A 20680-nucleotide genomic window follows, 5' to 3' on the forward strand; every position below is an offset into this window, starting at 1 on the left:
TCATGCGCTGCGAATCAAGCCCGATCACCCCGGCCGAAACACCTGACAGCACGGCCTCGGTAAACCGGCGGCGTTCATTGATCTGGTTGTTGGCCCGGATCAGCTCGGCGCGCTGGGTGGCAAGCTGGGTGGTCATGCGGTTGAAGGCGCGTGACAGGCTGGCCACCTCGTCATCGCGGTCGCCCTCGGGCACGTTACTGTCGAGATCGCCCTTGCTCACCCGCTCGGAAGCCAGGATGAGCAGGCCGAGCGGGCGCACGATCTGGTTGGCCAGCATCAGCCCGATCAGGATGGCCGCACCCAGCACCAGCACCGCCACGAGGGCGAAGATGAGCACGAAGGTGAACTGGATCTTGCCACGGTTGCCATTGAGGCGCTGGTAGTCGGCCACCACCTGCTCGGTGCGGTGCATGTGCTCAAGGATGTCGGGGTCCACGGGGCGGGCGATCATGAGCATGAGCGGCGGCGTATCGCCCAGCGTCACCACCGCGCGGACGGTCTTTTCATCCGCCGAATCCAGGATCGCGATCTCGTTGGTGCGGGCCATGAGGGTGGCCGCTGGCGGCGGCAGGTCCTTCATGTTGGCCGTGCGCCCCATCAGCCCGCCCGAGGCCACGACCGTGTTGGTGAACGGGTCGTACACCACCGCCACGTCCAGCCCGCGCAGGGTGGCCTGCGAATCCAGCACCTGCGAGAGCGCATCGGGGTTGTGCAGTAGGTCATCGCCCGACCCGGCCAGCGCGCTCTGGGCGCTGACCAGGTAATTGGCCAGCGAGAAGGCTTCCGTGCGGATATTGGCGTTATGCTCCTGCAGGTACCCGCGCGAGGTTTCGAGCGCCTCGTTCATCGCGGTGTTGACCCGGTCGCTGAACCAGATCTGGATGCCGTAGTGAAAGAACACGGCGGCAAACGTGCCCACCACGATGGTGGGCGCCACCGCCACGATGCCGAACAGCGTGACCAGCCGCACATGCAGCCTGGCGCCCGCCAGCCCGCTGCGCCGCTCGGCCAGCACGCGGCCCACCTTTTCGGTCAGCGAGGTGGCCAGCAGCAGCAGCACCAGAAAGTTGAGGATGAACACCAGCGCCTGGATCTGCGGGTGATGGGCCAGCGAATTGCCGCCCGACAGCACCACAAAGGTCGCCACCCCCAGCACAAGGGCGAGCAGCACCAGCACCAGGGCCACGTTGCGGCGCACGAGCATGTCGAGCATGCGCCGCGCCAGGCGGTAGGCGACGCCGGGGCGCGACGGGGCGGGCGTGGTCATGCCCCCCCGCGCACCACGGGAATGTCGAGATCGCGGATCTTCTTGCGCAGCGTATTGCGGTTCAGCCCCAGCATGGCGGCGGCGCGGATCTGGTTGCCGCGCGTGGCCGAGAGCATCATGGCAATGAGCGGGCGCTCCACCTCGGCAATCACCTTGTCATAGATATCGCTCATGGGCATGTCGTCCTGCCCGGCGCCTGCTGCGAGGAAGCGCCGGAGATGGCGCTCGACCGCCTCGGCCAGGGTTTCGGTGCTGGTGCCCTCGCCCGGCACGCCGCTGCTGCTGACTTCGGCCAGTTCGGCATCAATGATGTCGGCCCCGATGCTCTCCTGCGGGTGGAGTGCCGTGATGCGGCGCATCAGGTTTTCAAGCTCGCGCACGTTGCCCGGCCAGCGATAGGCCTGCAGGCGGCCCATCGCCTCCTCATCAAGCACGCGCACGTTGCCCGCGCCATCGGCGTTCTCGTTGAGGAAGTGCCGCGCCAGCAGCGGAATGTCCTCCACCCGCTCGCGCAGGGGCGGCAGGCGCATGGGCACCACGTTCAGGCGGTAATACAGATCCTCGCGGAACGCACCCTCGCGGATGGCCTGGCGCAGGTCGCGGTGGGTGGCGGCGATGATGCGCACATTGGCGCGGATGGGCACGGTGCCGCCCACGGTGGTGAACGCGCCATCCTGCAGCACGCGCAACAGCCTTGTCTGGGCCTCGGGTGGCATGTCGCCAATCTCGTCAAGGAACAGCGTGCCGCCCGCCGCCTGCTCGAAGCGGCCCGCCACCCGGCTCGTCGCCCCCGTAAAGGCCCCGCGCTCATGGCCGAACAGTTCGCTCTCGATCAGGTTGCGCGGAATCGCGGCCATGTTGATGGCCACGAACGGACCCGCCCGGCGCGGCCCGTAGTCATGCAGGGCGCGGGCGACGAGTTCCTTGCCGGTGCCGCTCTCGCCCGTGATCATCACGGTCAGGTCCGATGTCGTGAGGCGGGCGATGATGCGGTAGATGTCCTGCATCACCACCGAGCGCCCGATGAGCGACATCTGCTCCTCGGGCCGGGGGGGCGCGGCCGCGGGCTGCACCGGCATGGCGGGGGTGGCCAGCGCGCGGGCGACTACGGCCAGCACTTCCTTGAGGTCAAAGGGCTTGGGCAGGTATTCGAACGCGCCGCGCTGCGTGGCCTTGACCGCCGTCATGAGCGTGGACTGCGCGCTCATCACCACCACGCGCAGGTCGGGGCGGATGCGGCGGATGCGCGGAATGAGGTCCAGCCCGTTCTCATCAGGCATGACCACATCGGTAATCACGAGGTCGCCCTCGCCTTCCTCCACCCACTGCCACAGCGTGGAGGCCTGGGCAGTGGCGCGGACCTGATAGCCCGCGCGGCCAAGCGCCTGGCTCAGCACCGTGCGGATGGAGCGGTCATCATCGGCAACAAGAATGGTCGGCAGCGACATACGCTATAAATCTCTCAACTCTGGCGGGGCTTCAGGGCGTGCCCCGGTCTTCGGTCACGACAGGCAGGTGCAGCAGCACATCGGTGCGGCCGGGCTGGCTTTCCACTTCGATCACGCCGCCGTGGTCGCCCACGATCTTGCCTGCGAGCGCAAGCCCCAGCCCGCTGCCCGTGGTCTTGGTGGTGAGGAACGGCTCGAACAGGTGCGGACGGATATTTTCGGGAATGCCCGGCCCGTTATCACGCACCGAAACCAGCAGTGGCAACTGCACGCGCTGGCTGCCCGCCCCGGTGGAAACCCAGATGCCGGGGCGGTAGCTGGTGGTGAGCGTGATCTGGGGCGGCACGTCGCCCTCGGGGTGGTCGTGCAGGGCCTCGGCGGCGTTTTTCACCAGGTTGAGCAGCACCTGCACCAACTGGTCGCGGTTGCCCCATACCGGCGGCAGGGAGGGATCGTATACTTCCTCGAAGCGGATATCGGCGGCAAAACCCTGCTGGGCCAGCCTGCGCACATGCTCGAGCACGCGGTGGATGTTGACCGGCCTGCGCTCGAGCGGTCGGTCGCTGAACATGTCCATCCGGTCCACGAGGTCGCGGATGCGGTTGACTTCATCCTGAATCAGCACCGCAAGTTCACGGTCGGATTCACCCACCGAGGTTTCAAGCAGCTGCGCCGCCCCCCTTATGCCCGAGAGCGGGTTCTTGACCTCATGCGCCAGAATGGCCGCCATGCCCGCAACACTGCGCGCCGCCGAGCGGAAGGTGAGCTGGCGGTCAAGCACGCGCACGGCAGAGAAGTCATGGAACGTCAGCGCAACCGAGCCCGGCTCCTCCATTACGGGAGCACCCTGCACGGTCACGCCATCATGGCGCAGGCGCGGGCTTTCGAGCGTGACCTCGTGCTCGACCACGGTGTGATCCTGCGCGCGCACCTGCTCCATGAGCAGGAAGAGCGGACTGTCACCGGGCAGGATGTCGGTCAGGCGCATCTGCACCAGATGCGCGCGCGACATGCCAAAAAACGGCTCGGCGGCGCTGTTGACGTAGCCAATGGCGTTATCGGCGCGCACCACCACCACCGGCAGGGCCAGCGAATCGAGTATGACCCGCCCGTTGCCCGTTACGTTATCGGGCGCGCAGGGCACATGGCCGGAGGGTGCGGGCGGGGTATGGTTCATGCCGCGCGTGCTGCGGCCCTTTCGGCCTCCACGGTGGAGGGGCGCGGCCCGCGCACCTGGCCCGCGGCAATCTGTCCATCATAGAATTCATGGATCATGCCGACCACGCCATCGACCGTGTCCATCCTGTTCACGGCAGCGCGGAAGCCAGCCGAACCCGGCAGCCCCGCCGAGTACCACGACACATGCTTGCGCGCGAGCCGCAGGCCGGGATGGGCGCCAAAATGGTCGATCATCATGCCGTAATGCTTCAGCACGATGGCCTTTTCCGCCACCAGATCCGGCTCGGGAACGTGCTCGCCATGCATCAACGCGCGCGCCACCTGGGCCAGGAACCACGGGCGGCCATAGCAGCCGCGCCCGATCATGACACCCTGCGCGCCCGAACGCTCGAGTGCCACGCGGGCATCCTCAACGCTCAGGATATCGCCATTGACGATAACCGGCAGGTCCACCGCATCGACCACGTTGCGCACGAAGTGCCAGTCCGCCGTGCCGTTATAGAACTGCTGGCGGGTGCGACCATGCACGGTTACCATGCGAATGCCCGATTCCTGTGCAATCCGGGCCAGGGTCGGGGCATTGAGGCTGTTATGGTCCCAGCCCATGCGCATCTTGAGCGTTACGGGCACATTGACCGCGCGCACAACGCCTTCAAGCAGGCGGCCCGCATGGCTCTCGTCACGCATAAGGGCGGAACCGGCAAGCTGGCCCACGGCCACTTTCTTGACCGGGCAGCCGAAATTGATGTCGATGATGTCCGCCCCGCGATCAACCGCGATCCGCGCCGCCTGGCCCATCGCCTCGGGGTCGCACCCGGCAAGCTGCACCGAATTGGGGCCATCATCGGCCACCTCGGCCATGCGCAGCGTGGTCTCGTTCTCGCGGATCATGGCCCATGACGCGATCATTTCCGACACGACCAGCCCGGCCCCGAGGCTGCGCGCCAGCCTGCGGAACGGCAGGTCGGTCACACCCGCCATGGGCGCGAGAATGACCGGCGCCTTGAGAATGACCCCGCCACCCAGATCAATGGGCGAGAGCAGTTGAGACGACATGAACCCTACTTCCCCGCCGGCTTTCCAGCCGCGTGCGGCAACGTGGAAACAGGCCAGCTACATTATCCATCAAGAATGCTTATGATTTAGGCAGAATACCTGCTCCCGCCGCCCCGTGCAATCAGCTTCGGGGCACGCAACGAACATTTTTGCCCGACTGTGGCAACCCGGAAAGGGGGGCCGGAACAGCCCCGGCATTGCCCCTGCCCGCGCACAATGCTTGACGCGCGGCCCACATGGCCGCATTGCTCCGCATCATGCGTGTTGCAGCCATTCTTCTCGCCGCGGGCCAGGGCAGCCGGTATAGCGCCCAGACCGCGACCCCCGTCGCCAAGCAGTATGTCACGCTCGGCGGCTGGCCCGTCATCCGCCACGCGGCGGATGCCCTTGCCCCTCATGTCGGCCTCATCCAGCCGGTGGGCGATCCAGCCCTGCTCGCCCGTGCGCTCGAAGGCTTTGCGCCCGAGGGCTGCGCGGTCCTGCCCGTGGTACCCGGCGGCGAGACGCGCCAGGCCAGCGTGCGCGCAGGCCTTGAGGCGCTTGACCGCCTGCCCGGGGCGGAGCGCCCCGATCTGGTGTTGATCCATGACGGCGCGCGGCCCTACGTGCCCGCCAGCGTGACGCAGGGCGTGATCGCGGCACTGGCCGGGCATGCGGGCGTGATCCCCGCCGTGCCGGTGGCCGACACCATCAAGCGCGCGAAGGATGGCATCATTACCGATACCGTGCCGCGCACCGATCTGTTCCGTGCCCAGACGCCGCAGGGCTTCCGCTTCGGGCTGCTACGCGACCTGCACCGCGCGGCCGAAGCCGCCGACGCCACCGATGACGCCGCCCTGCTGGAAAACGCAGGCCATCCCGTAGCCATCGTGCCGGGTGCGGAAGACAACATCAAACTGACCTACAAGGAGGATCTGGTGCGACTGGAACGCCTGATCGGCCCGACCCTGCTGCCGCGCACCGGCACGGGCTACGACGTGCATGCCTTTGCCGAGAACCGCCCGCTCATCATGTGCGGCATCACCGTGCCGCACACGCGCGGCCTTGCAGGCCACTCCGATGCGGATGTGGGCATCCATGCGCTGTGCGACGCCATTTACGGCGCCCTGGCCGAGGGTGACATTGGCCGCCACTTCCCGCCCAGCCAGAATGAGTGGAAGGATGCCGACAGCGCGCGCTTCCTGGTGCATGCGGGCGAGCGCATCCGCGCGCGCGGCGGCATGCTGGTCAATGCCGATGTAACGCTGATCTGCGAGCGCCCCAAGATCGGCCCGCATTCCGAGGCGATGCGCGCCCGCCTGGCCGAGTTGCTCAGGGTTGATGTCGATCGCATCTCGGTCAAGGCCACCACCTCCGAGCGCCTCGGCTTTACCGGCCGCGAGGAAGGCATTGCCTGCCTAGCCAGCGCCACGGTGCTAGTGCCCTGAGGCGGGGACAAAACAGATAGTCAATGTTTTTGAGGCCGCCTTTATTTTCGTAAAGGCGGCCTTTTTTCGAAGCTTCTTTCAAAAAGCTTCACCAAAAACTTTTATCAGTTTAGACGGTTTTATACTGCCCGGCACAACTGAAGGAAGCGCGCCGCATCCTCCACTTCCACTGCCTGCAGGCGCAGGGCTTCGAGCAGTTTCGCGTCCTCGCCCCATGTTTCCATCTGGCTGCGCTCGTCCACGCTGGCAATCCCAGCAGCCTTTGCCGCAGGCAGCGCGCCCGTTACCACCGCCAACCCCAGCACGATGCTTTTCATCGCGGGCACCATCACGCCAAGAGCTGCCAGAGTGGCGTTATCCATTTGCGCCAGGAGCGCCCGCCACGCGTCATGCACGGCAGGTGACTGCACGAGCGGCATGATGCCCGTGGTCACAGCCATGTCGATGTCATGACGCGCGCACAGCCATGCAAGCTGCGGATCCCATTCCGCCTGCTGCTGCCGGCACAGGGGGGCCGGATAATCGGCGCGGTAGCACAGCAACTCGCCATCCACGTAATGCAGCAGGGCCGCGACCTGCGCTGCCGGGTCAGGGGCCACGCGCTCGATCATGGTGCCCGCGATGCGCGTCATGGGCAGGTCATCGGGCGTGAAATGACCGCCCTTTTCCCCGCCCGCCTTCGCCCATTCATCGGCAATGGCTTGCGCCAGCGCAAGGGAGGACACGCACAGCGCCGTGCCGCCGGGCAGGCGGATGCCCCGCCCGTCGAGTTCCACCGTAAAGCCGCCCCCGGCAACCGGGCTGACCGCAGCCGCAACCCAGAACCGCCGGCGCCTGCCGGCGGTCTGGGGCGTGGGGGGGCGTACGCCGTCCTTCATCATTTGAGGATGCCCAGCCCCTTGAGCAGCCCGCCCACCTTCTTCACGTCGGGCGAGGCCTTGGAGTTGCCAATCAGGCCAGCTGCGCCATTGGCGCCACCTTCCGCCTTGGGCGCTGCCGTGGTGGGCTCGGGGCCACTCGCCCCTTCACGCGCGGCCTTGAGGGTAGCCGGGCACGGATCGGCCACGGCATTGCTGCTTGAGCCACCAAGCAGCAGGCCGATGGCGTAGCGCCCGTCGGAGCCCGCATCCATCTTGGGGCGCGGCGCGCCGAGCGTGCCACCCACGCGCAGCGGCACGGAAGCCCCGGTGCCGCTGATCATGAGCTGCGGCACCAGATGCAGGTCAAGCGCCTGCGACACCATGCCCACCGTGCCCTTGCCGGTCACGGTCAGCGCATTGGTCTGCACGCCGATGGTATCAACATTGGCCGTGCCATCGGCCATGGCCATGTGCAGGCCGAAGCAGCGCAGCGCGATCGGGCCGGAACCCAGCGCGCCCCGCGCGGCATCGCCCAGCATCTCGCCCAGCGCACTGCCGCTGACCGTGCCATTGACCATCGACACGCCCAGGTGCCCGGTCATGCCGTTACGCAGTTCGGTGCGGGTATTGCCCTGCGTCCTGACCGAACCGACCACCTGCAACGCACCCTGCACCATGTTCGAAAGCCCGGCCTTGCTCTCCAGCCAGGCGGCGGGCAGCACCAGCGTGCCGATGGTGCCCGAAACGGTGGGAGTCTTGCCTGCAGTGGCATCCACCTCGAACTGCCCCGACAGGCGGCGGCCCGTGCCCTCGGCCTGCAGGGGGTCAACCTTCAGCACGCCGCTGCGCAGGTTGATATGGGTCAGGGCATTGCGGTACGTATCGCCCTCGAATTCCATCTGCGCGACACTCAGGCGCAGGTCCATGTCCAGCTTGCGCAGTTCATCGAACGGCAGGGCATCATCATTCGCCTTGGCCTGCGCGGGTGCCGCCGTCACCTTTTTCGCATCCGCCTGCGCGGGCGGGCCCATAAGGGCATCGGCATTGAGCCAGCTTGCATCAATCGCACCGCTGACCAGCGGCACCCCGCCCGCGCCACCATGCACGGACAGGTCAAGCCCGCCCTTGAGCGCAAGCTGCGTGCTCTTGACCACCAGGTCGGAAAGCTGGAAATGCGCGCCGTTATCCTCGCTTACCAGATGGGTCGAGGCATCGAGATGATCGAGCACCGCGCCATTGGGCAGCGGCAGTTGCCCTGCCGTGGCCGTGACATTGACCACCGCGCGCGAGCCACCCAGCGTGCCCGCCACCCGCAGCGAACCCGGATCACCCGACAGGTCGAGCGACAGCGGCAGCGCCTCGGCCAGGTGCGACATCACCGCCGCGTCAAGCTGCTGGAGCGAGCCGAGGGTTCCGGTCAGCTTCAGCCCCTTGCCCTGAAACTGGCCCTGGCTGTTGATCGTGACCGCATCCTTCGGCCCCGGCGCATCGATCGACAGGCCCTGCAGGGTCAGGCCAGACAGATACTGCCCCGCATCGACCGCGCCCGTGTCGAGGTGCAGGGAGTTGAGCAGCGGTGCGCTGCCTTCCTTGTCGGGGGCACTGCCGTCAACCACATTGGCCTTGAGCGTGAGGCGGCGCACGTCGGGCAGGTTCAGCCCCGGCACGAAGGCATCGATCGCCTTGAGGCTGGCGATGTTGCCATCAATCGTGAGGTTATAGCCCTTCATGTGGTCGGGATCGGCCACGGTGCCATCAAGCGCCACCTGGCCCACCTGCTCGCCGCCAGCCTTGAAGGCCGCCTTGAGCGCCACCGGCCAGCCGGAGCGCGCGGTGGAGGTGAGGTTGATCGACCCCGTATGCCCCGCCAGCGTGAAGCTGCCGGTATCGTTATGGCCCGCCACGTCGATCTCGGGCTTGCTGCCATCCACATCGGTCAGGTTGATGTGGTCGAGCGCCACCTTGCCTTTGCTGCCTGAAAGGCGGTCATCCCAGTCCACATCGGCATTGCTGATGCGGATGCTGCCGATCTGCACCTTCCAGTCCGATGCCGCCTGCTGGGTTGCGGCATCAGGCTTTGCGGTGGCCTGCGCGCCGGTGGGGGTGAGGCGCCAGTTGGCCACGCCCTGTTCGGTGCGCTCGAGGTGGATGACCGGATGGTCGAGCTTCAGGCCATCAAGCTGGATCTCGTGGTGCAGCAGCGCCATCAGGCCCACGCTGGCCTGCAGGCTGTCCGCCGTGACCATGTCGGTATAGGCCCCGCCCGCCATGTCCGACAGGCCCACATCCTTCACCGAAAGCGAAAGGGTGGGAAAGACATGAAAGTCAAGCGCGCCCATGCGCACCTGCCGGCCGGTCTGTTTTTCAATCGCGGCGATGGCCTTGGCGCGCACGGCATCGGGGTCGAGCATGGATTTGAGCACCAGCCCCCCGCCGCCCGCTATCACCACAAGGGCGACCGCCCCCCCGATCAGGATCCGTTTTGCATTTCCGTTCTGTGCCATTTTACTTCCTGTCCTGTGGTGCCGGGCGGCGTTATTTGCGCCGGGCCGGTGCGGCGGCCGGGGCAACAAACCCGATCTGCCTGAATGTCTCGCGCATGTGGGGCGAAAGGTCCGCCTCGACCACCAGCGTGCCGCCAGCCGGGTGCGGCAGTTCCAGCCTGCGGGCATGCAGGTGCAACCTGTCGGCAAAGCCGGTGACATGCGCCTTGTCGCCACCGTATTTCGGGTCGCCCAGTATGGGGTTGCCCAGCGCCTCGCAATGCACGCGCAACTGGTGGGTGCGGCCTGTCAGCGGCGAGAGTGCCAGCCACGACATCTTGCGCGCCGCCGCATCCAGCACCTCGTATTCCGACAGGGCATGCACCGCATCCGCATCACCCCGCTCGGCCACCACGCTGATGGCCCCGGCTCCCGCACCAAGCTTGGTCAAAGGCTGGTCGATGATGCCGGTGGCAGGCGACGGCCGCCCCACCACCACGGCCCAGTAGACCTTGCGCACGTCACGCCCGCGGAAGGCGGCGGCAAGCTTGGCGGCAACGCCCGGCGTGCGGGCCACGAGCAGCAGGCCCGACGTATCGCGGTCAATGCGGTGGACCAGGCGGGGGCGCGGGTCATCGGGGTTTTCACGCAGGCCCTCGAGCAGCGCGTCGATATGGTGGGTGATGCCGGGGCCGCCCTGCACGGCAATGCCCGCGGGCTTGTTGAGCACGATCAGATGGTCATCGCGGTACAGCACCATCTTGTTGATCTCGCGCACCTGCCGCTCATCAAGCGGCTTGACCGCAAGCGGCGGGGGGCGGCTGGCATTGGGTATGGGCGGCACGCGCACCGCCTGCCCCGGCGCAAGGCGGGTGGCAGCGGTGGCGCGCTTGCCATCCACGCGCACCTGCCCCGTGCGGCACAGCTTTTGCAACGCGCCCTGCGTCAGGTGCGGGTAATGCCTGCGGAACCAGCGGTCGAGGCGGATATCGGCTTCGTCATCGCTGACGGTAAGGGTAACGACACTCATGACCCACGGCTTTCGCGCACTCTGTTCCAACTGTCCAGCCGTCGCGCGACTTCACGTTCATATCCCCGGTCGGTCGGCTGGTACAGTTTCGGCCTGCGCATGCCATCGGGGAAGTAGTTCTGCCCCGATATGCCGCCCTCCGCATCATGGTCGTATTCATAGCCCTTGCCGTAGCCGATATCCTTCATCAGCGTGGTCGGCGCGTTGAGGATATGGGCGGGCGGCATGAGGCTGCCAGTGGCCCGCGCGGCTTGGCGGGCCATGTTATAGCCCTTGTACACCGCATTCGACTTGGGTGCCGTGGCCAGATGCACCACAAGCTGCGCCAGTGCCAGTTCGCCCTCCGGCGAGCCAAGGCGCTCGAAGGTCTCCCACGCGGCAACGGCCAGCGGCAGGGCCTGGGGGTCGGCCATGCCCACGTCCTCGGCGGCGAAGCGGGTGAGCCTGCGGGCAATGTAGCGCGAGTCCTCACCACCTTCGAGCATGCGGGCAAACCAGTACAGCGCCGCATCGGGGTCGGAGCCGCGCAGGGATTTATGCAGCGCGGAAATGAGGTTGTAATGCTCCTCGCGGTCCTTGTCATACAGGGCGGCGCGGCGGGCCAGCAGGCGAGACAGGGCGGCGGGATCAAGTGCCTCGCGCTGCGGCGGCAGGGCCAGAAGCTGCTCGACCATGTTGAGCAGGTAGCGCCCGTCACCATCGGCCATGGCGCGCAGGGTTGCGCGGGCCTCGGGCGTGAGCGGCAGGGGCCTGCCGGTGGTGGACTCGGCGCGGTCGAGCAACTGCTCCATCGCCGCATCATCCAGCCGGTGCAGCACCAGCACCTGGCAGCGTGAGAGCAATGCGCTGTTGAGCGCGAAGGACGGGTTCTCGGTCGTGGCCCCCACCAGCACCACGGTGCCATTCTCCACAACCGGCAGGAAGCCATCCTGCTGGGCGCGGTTGAAGCGGTGGATTTCATCAACGAACAGAAGCGTGCCGCCGCCCGAGGCCGCCATGCGCCGGGCCTCCTCAAACGCGCGCTTGAGGTCGGCCACACCCGAGAACACGGCCGAAAGCTGCACGAAGCGCAGGCCGGCGGCGGCGGCGAGCAGGCGGGCGATGGTGGTCTTGCCCACCCCCGGCCCGCCCCACAAAATCAGGCTGGCGAGCGAGCCACGGGCCAGCATCTGCCGCAGGCTGCCATCGGGGCCGAGCAGGTGGTCCTGGCCCACCACCTCATCGAGCGTGGTGGGGCGCAGGCGGTCGGCCAGGGGCTGGTTGCGGGCAGGCTGGGCGGAGGGGGCCTGCGGAAACGCCACCGCCCCACGCGTTTGCGGTTGCCCCGCCGCGTTGCCAAACAGGTCCGCCGGGCCATCCTCCATGCTGTCTCGCCTGCCTGCCATGTGCTCCTGCCTGTAGGTGGTGCAATCGTGCCCCATTATGGGCTGTATCTGCATAGATTGGAAAGCATCATGGCCAATACCAGTCCCGGTTGCATGATATGGTCCATGTTATCTTGAAAAACGGGGGATTTTGAAGCTTTTTGAAAAAAGCTTCACCAAAAACGTCCTTCCGGTTTTTGGCAGGTTTACAGGCTGGTTTTTAAAATTTCATGGATTGGGCAATGGGCAGCGTAACTATTGCAATAGATCCGCAGAACAAAACGAATAAAAGTTTTTGGGCGTCGCCTTTTTTCAAAAGGGCTGGGTAATCTGGACCAGCCTTAAAACTGGAAATAGATGAACGCCTCAGGCGGCCTGCCACCCACCAGAAACACCAGCAGCACGAAGGCGATCCCGGCTGCCACCGCAAGCCACGGCGCGGGCCGCACGCGCTCAAGCACCACCTGCTGCGATGCGGGGCCAATCCCCGCAATGGCCAGCGCAAGCCCCAGCACCACGGGGTGCGCCACCGTTACGCTGCCGCCGCCATGAGCACCCAGCATCCCCGCCAGCATGCGGCCTGCCGCGGGCAGGTCGGCGGCGCGGAATATCACCCATGTCAGCAGCACGAAAAGCATGGTCAGCGCGTAGCCCACGGCCCGTGGCAGGGCGCGCCCGGTGCGCTCCCACGCATGGGCTGTGGCGAGGGCTCCGCCATGCAGCAAGCCCCAGGCCACGAAATTCCAGCCCGCCCCATGCCACAGCCCCGCCAGCCCCATGGTGGCCAGCACGTTCACTGCCTGCCGCGCGGGCGCGCAGCGGTTGCCACCCAGCGGGATATAGACGTAATCCCGCAAAAAGCGTGACAGCGTCATGTGCCACCGCCGCCAGAAATCCCGCACCGATACGGCGCGGTAGGGCGCATTGAAATTGAACGGCAGGCGGATGCCCATCATCAGCGCCATGCCGATCGCCATGTCCGAATAGCCGGAGAAATCGAAATAGATCTGGAGCATGAAGCTCACGGCGGCCAGCCACGCTGCCCCCAGCGCCGGAGCGTGGCCCATATGGGCGGCCTCGAACACCGGCGCGCACAGGCTGCCCAGCGTATCGGCCAGCCCCACCTTCTTGCCCAGCCCCACCAGCAGCAGCAGGAAGCCGCGCCCGAGATTTTCCCACATGGCGGGACCGCGCGGGCTGGCGTCAAATTGCGGGATCAGTTCGTTATGCCGCACGATGGGGCCGGCCACGAGTTGCGGGAAGAAGGTCACAAACTCCATAAAATCCGCCAGCCGGTACACCCGCGCCTGCCCGCGCCCGAGGTCAACGAGGTAGGATATTTTCTGGAACACGAAAAACGACAGCCCCAGCGGCAGGATCACTGACCACGGCGCATATGACCGGCCCATGGCCGACAGCACGCAGCCCGCCAGCCAGCCCGCGTATTTGAAGCCGAACAGCACCGCGAGATTACCCGCAATGCCCAGCCACAGCCAGCCCCGCCACCGGGTGCGCCCCCACAGCACGGCAACACCCTGGCTGAAGCCGGTCATGCCCAGCAGCAGGGGCACGAACCGCCAGTCCCACAACCCGTAAAAGACAAGCGAGGCCGCAATGAGCACGGCCTGGCGGGCAGCCCTGCTGGCGGCTACGGCATAATACAGCCCCAGCACCAGCGGCAGGAAGATGAGCAGGAAAGGCTGGGCGGCAAACAGCATTCAGCCGCGACGTTCGGCCACGGCCTGCCCCGCCGCATGCCCGCTCGCCCACGCCCACTGGAAGTTGTAGCCCCCCAGCCAGCCGGTCACGTCCACCGCCTCGCCCACCATGAACAGCCCCGGCACGTCGCGCGCTTCCATATCACGCGAGGAAAGACAGGCCGTATCCACGCCGCCGCGCGTGACCTCGGCCTTCACGTAGCCTTCCGTGCCATGCGGGTTGAGCCGCCACGCCCCGAGCGTGCCGGCCATATCGGTCAGCACCGAATCGGGCAGGCCCGCAAGCTGGCCTTCAGGCAGGCAGGAGCGTGCAAAAAACTGGGCCAGGCGCTGCGGCAGCAGCATGGACAGCATGGCCACCCCGCCCGCGCGCGGGCGGTCACGCTTGATTTCGAGCAGCCGCGCCGCCGCATTAATGCCGGGCAGCAGGTCGATCTCGAGTGCTTCACCCGGCTGCCAGTACGATGACGCCTGCAAAATGGCAGGCCCCGACAGCCCGCGATGGGTAAACACCATGCCATCGCGGAAGGTGACATGCCGCGCCTGCCGCCCCGCGCCATCATGGCAGGCAATGCCCACATTGACCGAAAGCCCGGCCAGCGGTTCCATCCACGCCATGTCGCGCGCGCCAAAGGTCAGTGGCACGAGGGCGGGCGCCGGGGCCACCATGCCCAACCCGAAGCGGCGGGCAAGGTCATGCGCCAGCCCCGTGGCGCCAAGCTTGGGAATCGACAGCCCGCCGGTGGCCACGATCAGGCTTGGCGCATGGAACACGCCATGATCGGTCTCGACGCGGTACTGCCCCGCGCCGTCGCGCGCAACATCGATGATGCGGTGCGACAGACGCATCTCCACCTGGCCTGCGGCACATTCGCGCATGAGCATGTCCACGATGTCGCGCGCCGAACGGTCACAGAAGAGCTGGCCCGCCGCCTTCTCGTGCCAGGGAATGCGATGGCGCTGTACAAGGGCCAGAAAATCGGCGGGCGTGTACCGCGCCAGCGCCGACTTGGCAAAATGCGGATTGGCGGACAGGAACTGCCCCGCGCCCGCATCCATGTTGGTGAAGTTGCACCGCCCGCCGCCCGAGATAAGGATCTTGCGCCCCGCGTGCTGCGCATGGTCGAGCACCACCACGCGCGCGCCACCCTGCCCCGCCGTGGCAGCCGCCATGAGGCCCGCGGCCCCCGCGCCCAGCACGATGGCATCATGACCGCCCCCTTGCACTGTCATGCGCTAGAAATCCAGGTCCGCGTAATGGGAGGGCGGCGTAAAGCCCGAAATCCGGTCCTGCAGCACCGAGCGGAAACAGGGCCTGCTCTTGACGCGGGCATACCAGTCCTTGGCGGCAGGCGCGCGCGACCAGTCCACGTCATCAAGGAAGTCGAGGCACGACAGATGGGAAGCGGCCGCGAAATCGGCCAGCGAAAGCTGGTTGCCCGCCAGCCACCGCCGCGTTTCCGCCAGCCAGTCGATATAGGACAGATGGGTGCGGATATTGGCATATCCCGCCCGCAATGCTGCGCCATCAGGGTTGCCGGTGCCGGAGATGCGCTTGTACACCTTCTCGGTCAGCAGGTTGCGCGAGACTTCGTGGCCGAATTTCTCGTCAAACCATACCACCAGCCTGCGCACCTCCACCCGCTCGGCCAGCGTGCGGCCAAGCAGCGGGGTGTCGGGATAGGCTTCCTCAAGATATTCGCAGATCACCCACGAATCCGGAATGCACAGCCCGGTGTCTTCTTGCAGCATGGGCACGGTGCCAGCGGGGTTGCGATCAAGATAGTCGGGGCGCTGTTCCCACACACGCTCGATCTTGAGTTCAAACGGCAGCCGTTTTTCGCCCATCACGAGGCGGACCTTGCGGCAATAGGGCGAAAGGGGAAGGTGGTACAGGATGCGCATGTTCCCGCTTTATTGCATTGCCACGCCCTTCGCCAAGCCTTGTGTGCGCGCACCTGCCCGCATTGCTGCAAAACCCGCCCTGCATGCCCTTAAAGTAGCAGGATTTCCTCGACAGTCGCAGCCCGGCGCGGTAGCTGAAACAGACAGGCCCCATTGACCCAGAGCAGGACAGGAACACGTTGCCAGACGAACTGCGTCCCACACCCAAGATCCGCGCCCGTGGCCGGTCCTTCCTGGCCCTGGTCCTCTCGCCCGAACCCCTGCTGGCCGACTGGCTGGCAGGCCTTGATGCCCAGATTGCACGGTCGGGCGCCTTTTTCGCGGGCAAGCCGGTCATTCTTGACCTCTCCCTGCTCGAGGCCGGGACCGAGGGACTGGCCGAACTTTACCCCGCCCTGCGCGCGCGCGGCATCCGCATCATCGGAATCGAAGGGGGCGACACCACCTGGCCCGCCTGCGCCGGGTGGGACTGGCCCGCGGGCTTTCAGGGCGGACGCGCCTCGGGCGCGGTTGACATCCCTGATGACACGGCGCCTGCGCCCGTCGAGCCGCCACGCGGGGGCTCGCTGATCATCGAGCAGCCGATCCGCTCGGGTCAGGTGATCATGAACCCCGATGGCGACATCATCATCCTCGGCTCGGTCGGCTCGGGGGCGGAGGTGACGGCAGGGGGGTCGATCCATGTCTATGGCCCGCTGCGTGGCCGCGCCATAGCAGGCATGAACGGCCAGCCCGATGCCCGCATCTTCGCCCATTCCATGCAGGCCGAACTGCTTGCGATCGACGGCTATTACATCACCGCCGAGGAAATCGACCCGCGTTATGTTGAAAAACCGGCCCAGATCATTCTCAATAATGACACACTTGTGGTCCAGCCGCTTGTGCCGCCCGCCCTCCGGGGCCGCAAACCCTGAACTTTAAGTCCCGCCCCCGTTGCGCATCATGCGCGCCCATCCATATTACAACCGTATCCATCAGGTCATGAACAAGAAAACACCCCCCAAAAGCGCACAAGGAACTACCTCCATGGCAAAAGTGCTGGTTGTCACATCCGGCAAGGGCGGCGTCGGCAAAACAACGTCCACGGCGGCACTCGGCGTGGCGCTGGCACAGACAGGCCAGAACGTGGTGGTGGTCGATTTCGATGTCGGGCTGCGCAACCTCGACCTGGTCATGGGGGCCGAGCGGCGCGTGGTGTTCGACCTGATCAACGTCATCCAGGGCGATGCCAAGCTCTCGCAGGCGCTGATCCGCGACAAGCGGATCGAGACGCTTTCCATCCTCCCCGCCTCGCAGACACGCGACAAGGACGCACTGACCACCGAGGGCGTAGCCAGCGTGATGGCGCAGCTGCGTGAAAAGTTCGACTGGGTGATCTGTGACAGCCCCGCAGGCATCGAGCGCGGCGCGCAACTGGCCATGTACCATGCCGACCATGCCATCGTGGTGACCAACCCCGAGGTCTCGTCCGTGCGTGACAGCGACCGGATCATCGGCATGCTCGACAGCACCACCGAGAAGGCCAAGGGCGGCGGCAAGATCGAGAAGCACCTGCTGCTCACCCGCTACGACCCCGCCCGCGCCGCCCGTGGCGAGATGCTGCGCATAGAAGACGTGCTCGAGATCCTATCCATCCCGCTGCTCGGCATCATTCCTGAAAGCGAGGAAGTGCTGCGCGCCTCCAACCTTGGCGCCCCGGTCACGCTGAGCAGCCCCGACAGCCCCCCCGCCCGCGCCTATGCCGAAGCCGCGCGCAGGCTGGAAGGCGAGAAGCTGGAAGTTACCGTACCGGTTGAACGCAAGGGCCTGCTGGCACGCCTGTTCAAGGGGAAAAGCTGATGAGCCTGTTCGGATCCTTTTTTGGCCGCAATACCAAGACCTCGGCTCCCGTCGCGCGCGACCGCCTGCAGATCCTGCTGGCTCATGAGCGCACGGGCAATGGCAACGAATCCGACCTGCTGAACAAGCTGCAGGCTGAAATTCTTGAAGTGATCAAGCGGCATATCGCCGTGGATCAGGACAAGGTTCAGGTCAAGCTCGACCGGGGCAACTCCGTCTCAATGCTGGAAATCGACATCGAAGTGCCGCAGCAGATGCGCCCCTCGGGCCAGCCCTAAGCTGGGGCCCCCAACAGCCCCGCCGGTTACGACAGGCGGGGCTCGATCCAGCGCCGCGCATGCTCGAAATCGCGCGTGACCGCCGCCTGCGCCGCCGTCACGTCGCGTTGGCGCAGGGCCACGATCAGGTCTTCATGCGGGTGGGTGCGGCCTTCGTGCTCGGCCTGGATCATCGGGCGCGACAGGGCATAGATCGGCCCGATCCGCATCCACAGGTTGCGCAGGATGTTCGCCGTCAGCGGCAGTTCGGCCAGGGCTGCGACCGTGGTGTGAAAATCGGCGTTGAAAGCCGCCATGCCCCCGTCATCACGCGCGCGTGAGGCATCCATGAACTGGTGCTGCAGGATGACCAGCGCCTCGATGCCATGGGAAGAAGCCCGCTGGGCGGCAGCAGCGGCAAGACGCATTTCAAGATCCATCCGCAGATCATGGATCTCGGCAAAGCTGCGCTGGGTCATGGCGGGCACGATGGCGGTGTTGCGGTCGTTGAGTTCGAGCGCATGTTCGGACACAAGCCGCAGCAGCGCCTCGCGCACCGGCGTGGGGCTCAGCCCGAGTTCAGCGGCAAGCGGACGCAGGACCAGCCGTTCGCCCGAGCGATACCGGCTACGGATCAGCCCACGACGCACATGATCATAAGCTTCCTCGCTCAAGGCGCGGCGGGGAAGCTTTTCGGGCTGGCCTGCGGTGAATGCTACCATGCGCTTGAGTCATCCTTAATGCAAATAGGTCTTATTAATTCAGATCAATAATGATCTGGACGTGAATGGCAACGCCTGTGCAGGCGAAAAACCTGCCTCAGCCCCCATTTTCTCGGGTTTATGGGCGTTTTGTCATTAACGACAGTCCATTTGGGGGGAACTACGCACTCTTTCGGCCCGTTACGCCAGCAACCCCTTTCAACTGGCCTGCACCATGTGCGGGCCGCCATATACAGGGAAACCCATCATGGCCGATATTGCTGAAAATACGTTCCTGACCGACGTGAAGACCCTGCGCGAACGCGCGAAAAAAGCCATTGAAAAGGGTGCGCTCACCCCCGCCTATCAGGGTAATGTGCAGACCGCCATCGACCTGTTGCAAACGGTGGTGGCGACCGAGCTTGTATGCGTGCTGCGCTATACGATGCATTCCATCTCCGTCGAGGGCATTACCAGCGAGAGCGTGGCCGCCGAGTTCGCCACCCATGCCAAGGAAGAACGCGCCCATATGATGTGGGCGGCCGCGCGCATCGACCAGCTTGGCGGCGTACCCAACCTCTCGCCCGAGGGGCTGGCCACCCGCTCCGCCAGCGAATACGGCAATGGCGGCAACCTTGTTGAAATGGTGCGCCAGAACCTCGTGGCCGAACGGCTGGTAATCGAGCATTACCGTGAACTGATCCGCTATTTCGCCGATCATGACCCCACAACGCGCATCATGCTCGAAAAGATCCTGGCGGAAGAGGAAGAACACGCAACCGACATGCACGACCTGCTTGTTGCTCATGAGGGGCGTCCGTTCCTCGAATCCTGAGCCTGCGCTCCGCCGTTACTGACAGCCCGCGCGCACCCACCCTGCCCCCTGCACCGGGGCGCGGGTGGCCTTGCCGCGCGCCATGACCTGCCCGCACAAGGAAAAACCGGATCATGATCCATATCTCGGCCAAACCGAAAACCTATGACCTGTTCATCAATGGAGACTGGCGCAAGCCCGGCACGTCCGGGCGCGACACCATTCACAACCCCGCCACGGGCGCCGTTCTGGCCACGGTGGCCGTGGCGAGCGAGGATGACGTCAACACCGCACTTGAGGCGGCACAGGCGGCTTTTCCCGCATGGAGCAGGCAGATTGCGACCGAGCGGGCGGATTATCTCTATCGCCTGATTGAACTGATCAGGCGCGATAGCGAAAAGCTGGCCCGCATCATCACCTCAGAAAACGGCAAGCCGCTGAAGGAAGCGCGCATCGAGGTGGGGTTCGCCATCGAACTGATCCGCTTCGCCGCCGAGAACGTGCGCCGGCTTGAAGGCAACATCATTCCCGGCAGCCGCCCCGGCGAGAAAATCCTGATCGAGAAGATCCCCCATGGCGTGGTTGCGGGCATCTCGGCATGGAATTTTCCGCTTGCGCTGACCGCGCGTAAGCTTGGCCCGGCATTGGCCGCAGGCAACACATTCGTCATCAAGCCGCATGAACTCACTCCGCTTGCCACCTTCGCGCTGGCCGAACTTTCGGTCGAGGCAGGCTTCCCCAAAGGCGTGTTCAATGTCGTGACCGGCGGCGGCGCCACGGTGGGCAATGCACTCGTGACCAATCCCATCACCAAGCTCATCACCATGACCGGCAGCACGCCCGCAGGCCGCAAGATCATGGCCGCAGCCTCCGAAGGGCTGAAGGAAGTGCGGCTTGAACTCGGCGGCAAGGCCCCGTTCATCGTGATGGAGGATGCCGATATTGAAAAGGCGGTGGATGCGGCTGTTGCCGCGCGCTTCATGAATTGCGGGCAGGTGTGCACGGCCAACGAGCGCACCTATGTGCACACCGCCGTGTATGACGAATTCCTCAAGCGCCTGCGCGGGAAGGTGGCCGCGCTGAAAACCGGCGACCCGCTTGATGAAGCCACCGACATGGGGCCAAAGATCAGCGCCGCCGAACTCGAGAAGGTCGATGCCATCGTGCACAAGGCCATCGGGCAGGGTGCGAAGGTCGAACTCGGCGGCAGGCGCCTGACCGGCGGCGCGTATGACCAGGGCAACTTCTACGCGCCCACCCTGCTGACCGGTGTCACGGCGGAGATGGATATTGCGCAGGACGAAGTGTTCGGTCCCGTGCTGTCGCTGATCC

18 protein-coding genes are annotated in these 20680 nt (G+C 65.7%); 6 read left to right on the forward strand and 12 right to left on the reverse strand.

Annotated elements, in window-relative coordinates; translation table 11 throughout:
• The 4 genes from GXY01S_RS14015 to dusB form a co-directional block, all read right to left on the reverse strand.
• Positions 1-1267 (reverse strand): HAMP domain-containing protein (locus GXY01S_RS14015; RefSeq protein ID WP_156470321.1); only part of this gene is annotated, 1267 nt, incomplete at its 3' end.
• Positions 1264-2715: a nitrogen regulation protein NR(I) gene (gene ntrC, locus GXY01S_RS14020; protein ID WP_061276049.1), complete on the reverse strand. Its 1452-nt coding sequence runs from the start codon at positions 2713-2715 to the stop codon at positions 1264-1266. The genes GXY01S_RS14015 and ntrC, both read right to left, overlap by 4 nt.
• A gap of 31 nt (positions 2716-2746) precedes the next feature.
• Positions 2747-3892: a two-component system sensor histidine kinase NtrB gene (locus GXY01S_RS14025; RefSeq protein ID WP_061276050.1), complete on the reverse strand. Its 1146-nt coding sequence runs from the start codon at positions 3890-3892 to the stop codon at positions 2747-2749.
• Positions 3889-4950, reverse strand: a complete 1062-nt coding sequence (gene dusB / locus GXY01S_RS14030; RefSeq protein ID WP_061276051.1) for a tRNA dihydrouridine synthase DusB — start codon at positions 4948-4950, stop codon at positions 3889-3891. The genes GXY01S_RS14025 and dusB overlap by 4 nt, the downstream gene beginning before the upstream one ends.
• A 257-nt stretch (positions 4951-5207) precedes the next feature.
• On the opposite strand from dusB, the gene ispF reads away from it, so the two are divergent.
• Complete coding sequence (ispF, locus tag GXY01S_RS14035; protein ID WP_061276077.1) at positions 5208-6377, forward strand: 2-C-methyl-D-erythritol 2,4-cyclodiphosphate synthase; 1170 nt, start codon at positions 5208-5210, stop codon at positions 6375-6377.
• A gap of 119 nt (positions 6378-6496) precedes the next feature.
• On the opposite strand, the gene GXY01S_RS14040 is transcribed toward ispF, so the two are convergent.
• The 7 genes from GXY01S_RS14040 to fzlA form a co-directional block, all read right to left on the reverse strand.
• Positions 6497-7258 (reverse strand): ATP12 family chaperone protein, encoded by a 762-nt coding sequence (locus tag GXY01S_RS14040; RefSeq protein ID WP_061276052.1) that lies wholly within the window; start codon positions 7256-7258, stop codon positions 6497-6499.
• Positions 7255-9741, reverse strand: a complete 2487-nt coding sequence (locus tag GXY01S_RS14045; protein ID WP_061276053.1) for an AsmA family protein — start codon at positions 9739-9741, stop codon at positions 7255-7257. The genes GXY01S_RS14040 and GXY01S_RS14045 overlap by 4 nt, the downstream gene beginning before the upstream one ends.
• A 31-nt stretch (positions 9742-9772) precedes the next feature.
• On the reverse strand, positions 9773-10750 hold the full coding sequence (locus tag GXY01S_RS14050; protein WP_061276054.1) for an RluA family pseudouridine synthase: 978 nt from the start codon (positions 10748-10750) through the stop codon (positions 9773-9775).
• Positions 10747-12135 (reverse strand): replication-associated recombination protein A, encoded by a 1389-nt coding sequence (locus GXY01S_RS14055; RefSeq protein WP_061276056.1) that lies wholly within the window; start codon positions 12133-12135, stop codon positions 10747-10749. Before GXY01S_RS14055 ends, GXY01S_RS14050 begins: the two co-directional genes overlap by 4 nt.
• 320 nt (positions 12136-12455) lie before the next feature.
• Positions 12456-13832 carry an MBOAT family O-acyltransferase gene (locus GXY01S_RS14060; RefSeq protein ID WP_061276057.1) on the reverse strand — a complete coding sequence of 459 codons (1377 nt, stop codon included), beginning with the start codon at positions 13830-13832 and terminating at the stop codon, positions 12456-12458.
• Positions 13833-15065 (reverse strand): BaiN/RdsA family NAD(P)/FAD-dependent oxidoreductase, encoded by a 1233-nt coding sequence (locus GXY01S_RS14065; protein ID WP_061276059.1) that lies wholly within the window; start codon positions 15063-15065, stop codon positions 13833-13835.
• 3 nt (positions 15066-15068) lie between these two features.
• Positions 15069-15737, reverse strand: coding sequence for an FtsZ-binding protein FzlA (gene fzlA / locus GXY01S_RS14070; protein ID WP_061276061.1), 669 nt, complete (start codon positions 15735-15737; stop codon positions 15069-15071).
• A 179-nt stretch (positions 15738-15916) separates the two neighbouring features.
• On the opposite strand from fzlA, the gene minC reads away from it, so the two are divergent.
• From minC to minE, 3 genes are all read left to right on the forward strand, one after another.
• Entirely contained in the window at positions 15917-16651 is a 735-nt protein-coding gene (minC, locus tag GXY01S_RS14075; RefSeq protein WP_061276063.1) for a septum site-determining protein MinC, read from the forward strand.
• Between the two features lie 112 nt (positions 16652-16763).
• Positions 16764-17576, forward strand: coding sequence for a septum site-determining protein MinD (gene minD, locus GXY01S_RS14080; RefSeq protein WP_061276065.1), 813 nt, complete (start codon positions 16764-16766; stop codon positions 17574-17576).
• The gene (gene minE / locus GXY01S_RS14085; RefSeq protein WP_061276066.1) at positions 17576-17854 is read left to right on the forward strand and encodes a cell division topological specificity factor MinE; all 279 of its coding nucleotides are present in this window, start codon (positions 17576-17578) and stop codon (positions 17852-17854) included. Before minD ends, minE begins: the two co-directional genes overlap by 1 nt.
• Positions 17855-17880: 26 nt before the next feature.
• Here the strand turns inward: minE and GXY01S_RS14090 are convergent, their stop codons facing one another.
• Positions 17881-18555: a GntR family transcriptional regulator gene (locus GXY01S_RS14090; RefSeq protein WP_061276068.1), complete on the reverse strand. Its 675-nt coding sequence runs from the start codon at positions 18553-18555 to the stop codon at positions 17881-17883.
• A gap of 247 nt (positions 18556-18802) precedes the next feature.
• Here GXY01S_RS14090 and GXY01S_RS14095 point away from each other — a divergent pair, with 247 nt between their 5' ends.
• Together GXY01S_RS14095 and GXY01S_RS14100 are read left to right on the forward strand one after the other, a co-directional pair.
• On the forward strand, positions 18803-19369 hold the full coding sequence (locus GXY01S_RS14095) for a ferritin-like domain-containing protein (RefSeq protein WP_061276070.1): 567 nt from the start codon (positions 18803-18805) through the stop codon (positions 19367-19369).
• Positions 19370-19482: 113 nt separating this feature from the next.
• Positions 19483-20680: aldehyde dehydrogenase family protein (locus GXY01S_RS14100; protein ID WP_061276072.1), on the forward strand; the 1198-nt coding region annotated here is incomplete at its 3' end.

Source organism: Komagataeibacter xylinus NBRC 15237, assembly GCF_001571345.1.
Lineage (GTDB): Bacteria > Pseudomonadota > Alphaproteobacteria > Acetobacterales > Acetobacteraceae > Komagataeibacter > Komagataeibacter xylinus.

What these genes read in the sequence shown, in the direction of transcription:
- ntrC (WP_061276049.1), bottom strand. Translation starts at nt 2,715, where the DNA reads ATGTCGCTGCCGACCATTCTTGTTGCCGATGATGACCGCTCCATCCGC.
- GXY01S_RS14025 (WP_061276050.1), bottom strand. Translation starts at nt 3,892, where the DNA reads ATGAACCATACCCCGCCCGCACCCTCCGGCCATGTGCCCTGCGCGCCC.
- dusB (WP_061276051.1), bottom strand. Translation starts at nt 4,950, where the DNA reads ATGTCGTCTCAACTGCTCTCGCCCATTGATCTGGGTGGCGGGGTCATT.
- ispF (WP_061276077.1), top strand. Translation starts at nt 5,208, where the DNA reads ATGCGTGTTGCAGCCATTCTTCTCGCCGCGGGCCAGGGCAGCCGGTAT.
- GXY01S_RS14040 (WP_061276052.1), bottom strand. Translation starts at nt 7,258, where the DNA reads ATGATGAAGGACGGCGTACGCCCCCCCACGCCCCAGACCGCCGGCAGG.
- GXY01S_RS14045 (WP_061276053.1), bottom strand. Translation starts at nt 9,741, where the DNA reads ATGGCACAGAACGGAAATGCAAAACGGATCCTGATCGGGGGGGCGGTC.
- GXY01S_RS14050 (WP_061276054.1), bottom strand. Translation starts at nt 10,750, where the DNA reads ATGAGTGTCGTTACCCTTACCGTCAGCGATGACGAAGCCGATATCCGC.
- GXY01S_RS14055 (WP_061276056.1), bottom strand. Translation starts at nt 12,135, where the DNA reads ATGGCAGGCAGGCGAGACAGCATGGAGGATGGCCCGGCGGACCTGTTT.
- GXY01S_RS14060 (WP_061276057.1), bottom strand. Translation starts at nt 13,832, where the DNA reads ATGCTGTTTGCCGCCCAGCCTTTCCTGCTCATCTTCCTGCCGCTGGTG.
- GXY01S_RS14065 (WP_061276059.1), bottom strand. Translation starts at nt 15,065, where the DNA reads ATGACAGTGCAAGGGGGCGGTCATGATGCCATCGTGCTGGGCGCGGGG.
- fzlA (WP_061276061.1), bottom strand. Translation starts at nt 15,737, where the DNA reads ATGCGCATCCTGTACCACCTTCCCCTTTCGCCCTATTGCCGCAAGGTC.
- minD (WP_061276065.1), top strand. Translation starts at nt 16,764, where the DNA reads ATGGCAAAAGTGCTGGTTGTCACATCCGGCAAGGGCGGCGTCGGCAAA.
- minE (WP_061276066.1), top strand. Translation starts at nt 17,576, where the DNA reads ATGAGCCTGTTCGGATCCTTTTTTGGCCGCAATACCAAGACCTCGGCT.
- GXY01S_RS14090 (WP_061276068.1), bottom strand. Translation starts at nt 18,555, where the DNA reads ATGGTAGCATTCACCGCAGGCCAGCCCGAAAAGCTTCCCCGCCGCGCC.
- GXY01S_RS14095 (WP_061276070.1), top strand. Translation starts at nt 18,803, where the DNA reads ATGGCCGATATTGCTGAAAATACGTTCCTGACCGACGTGAAGACCCTG.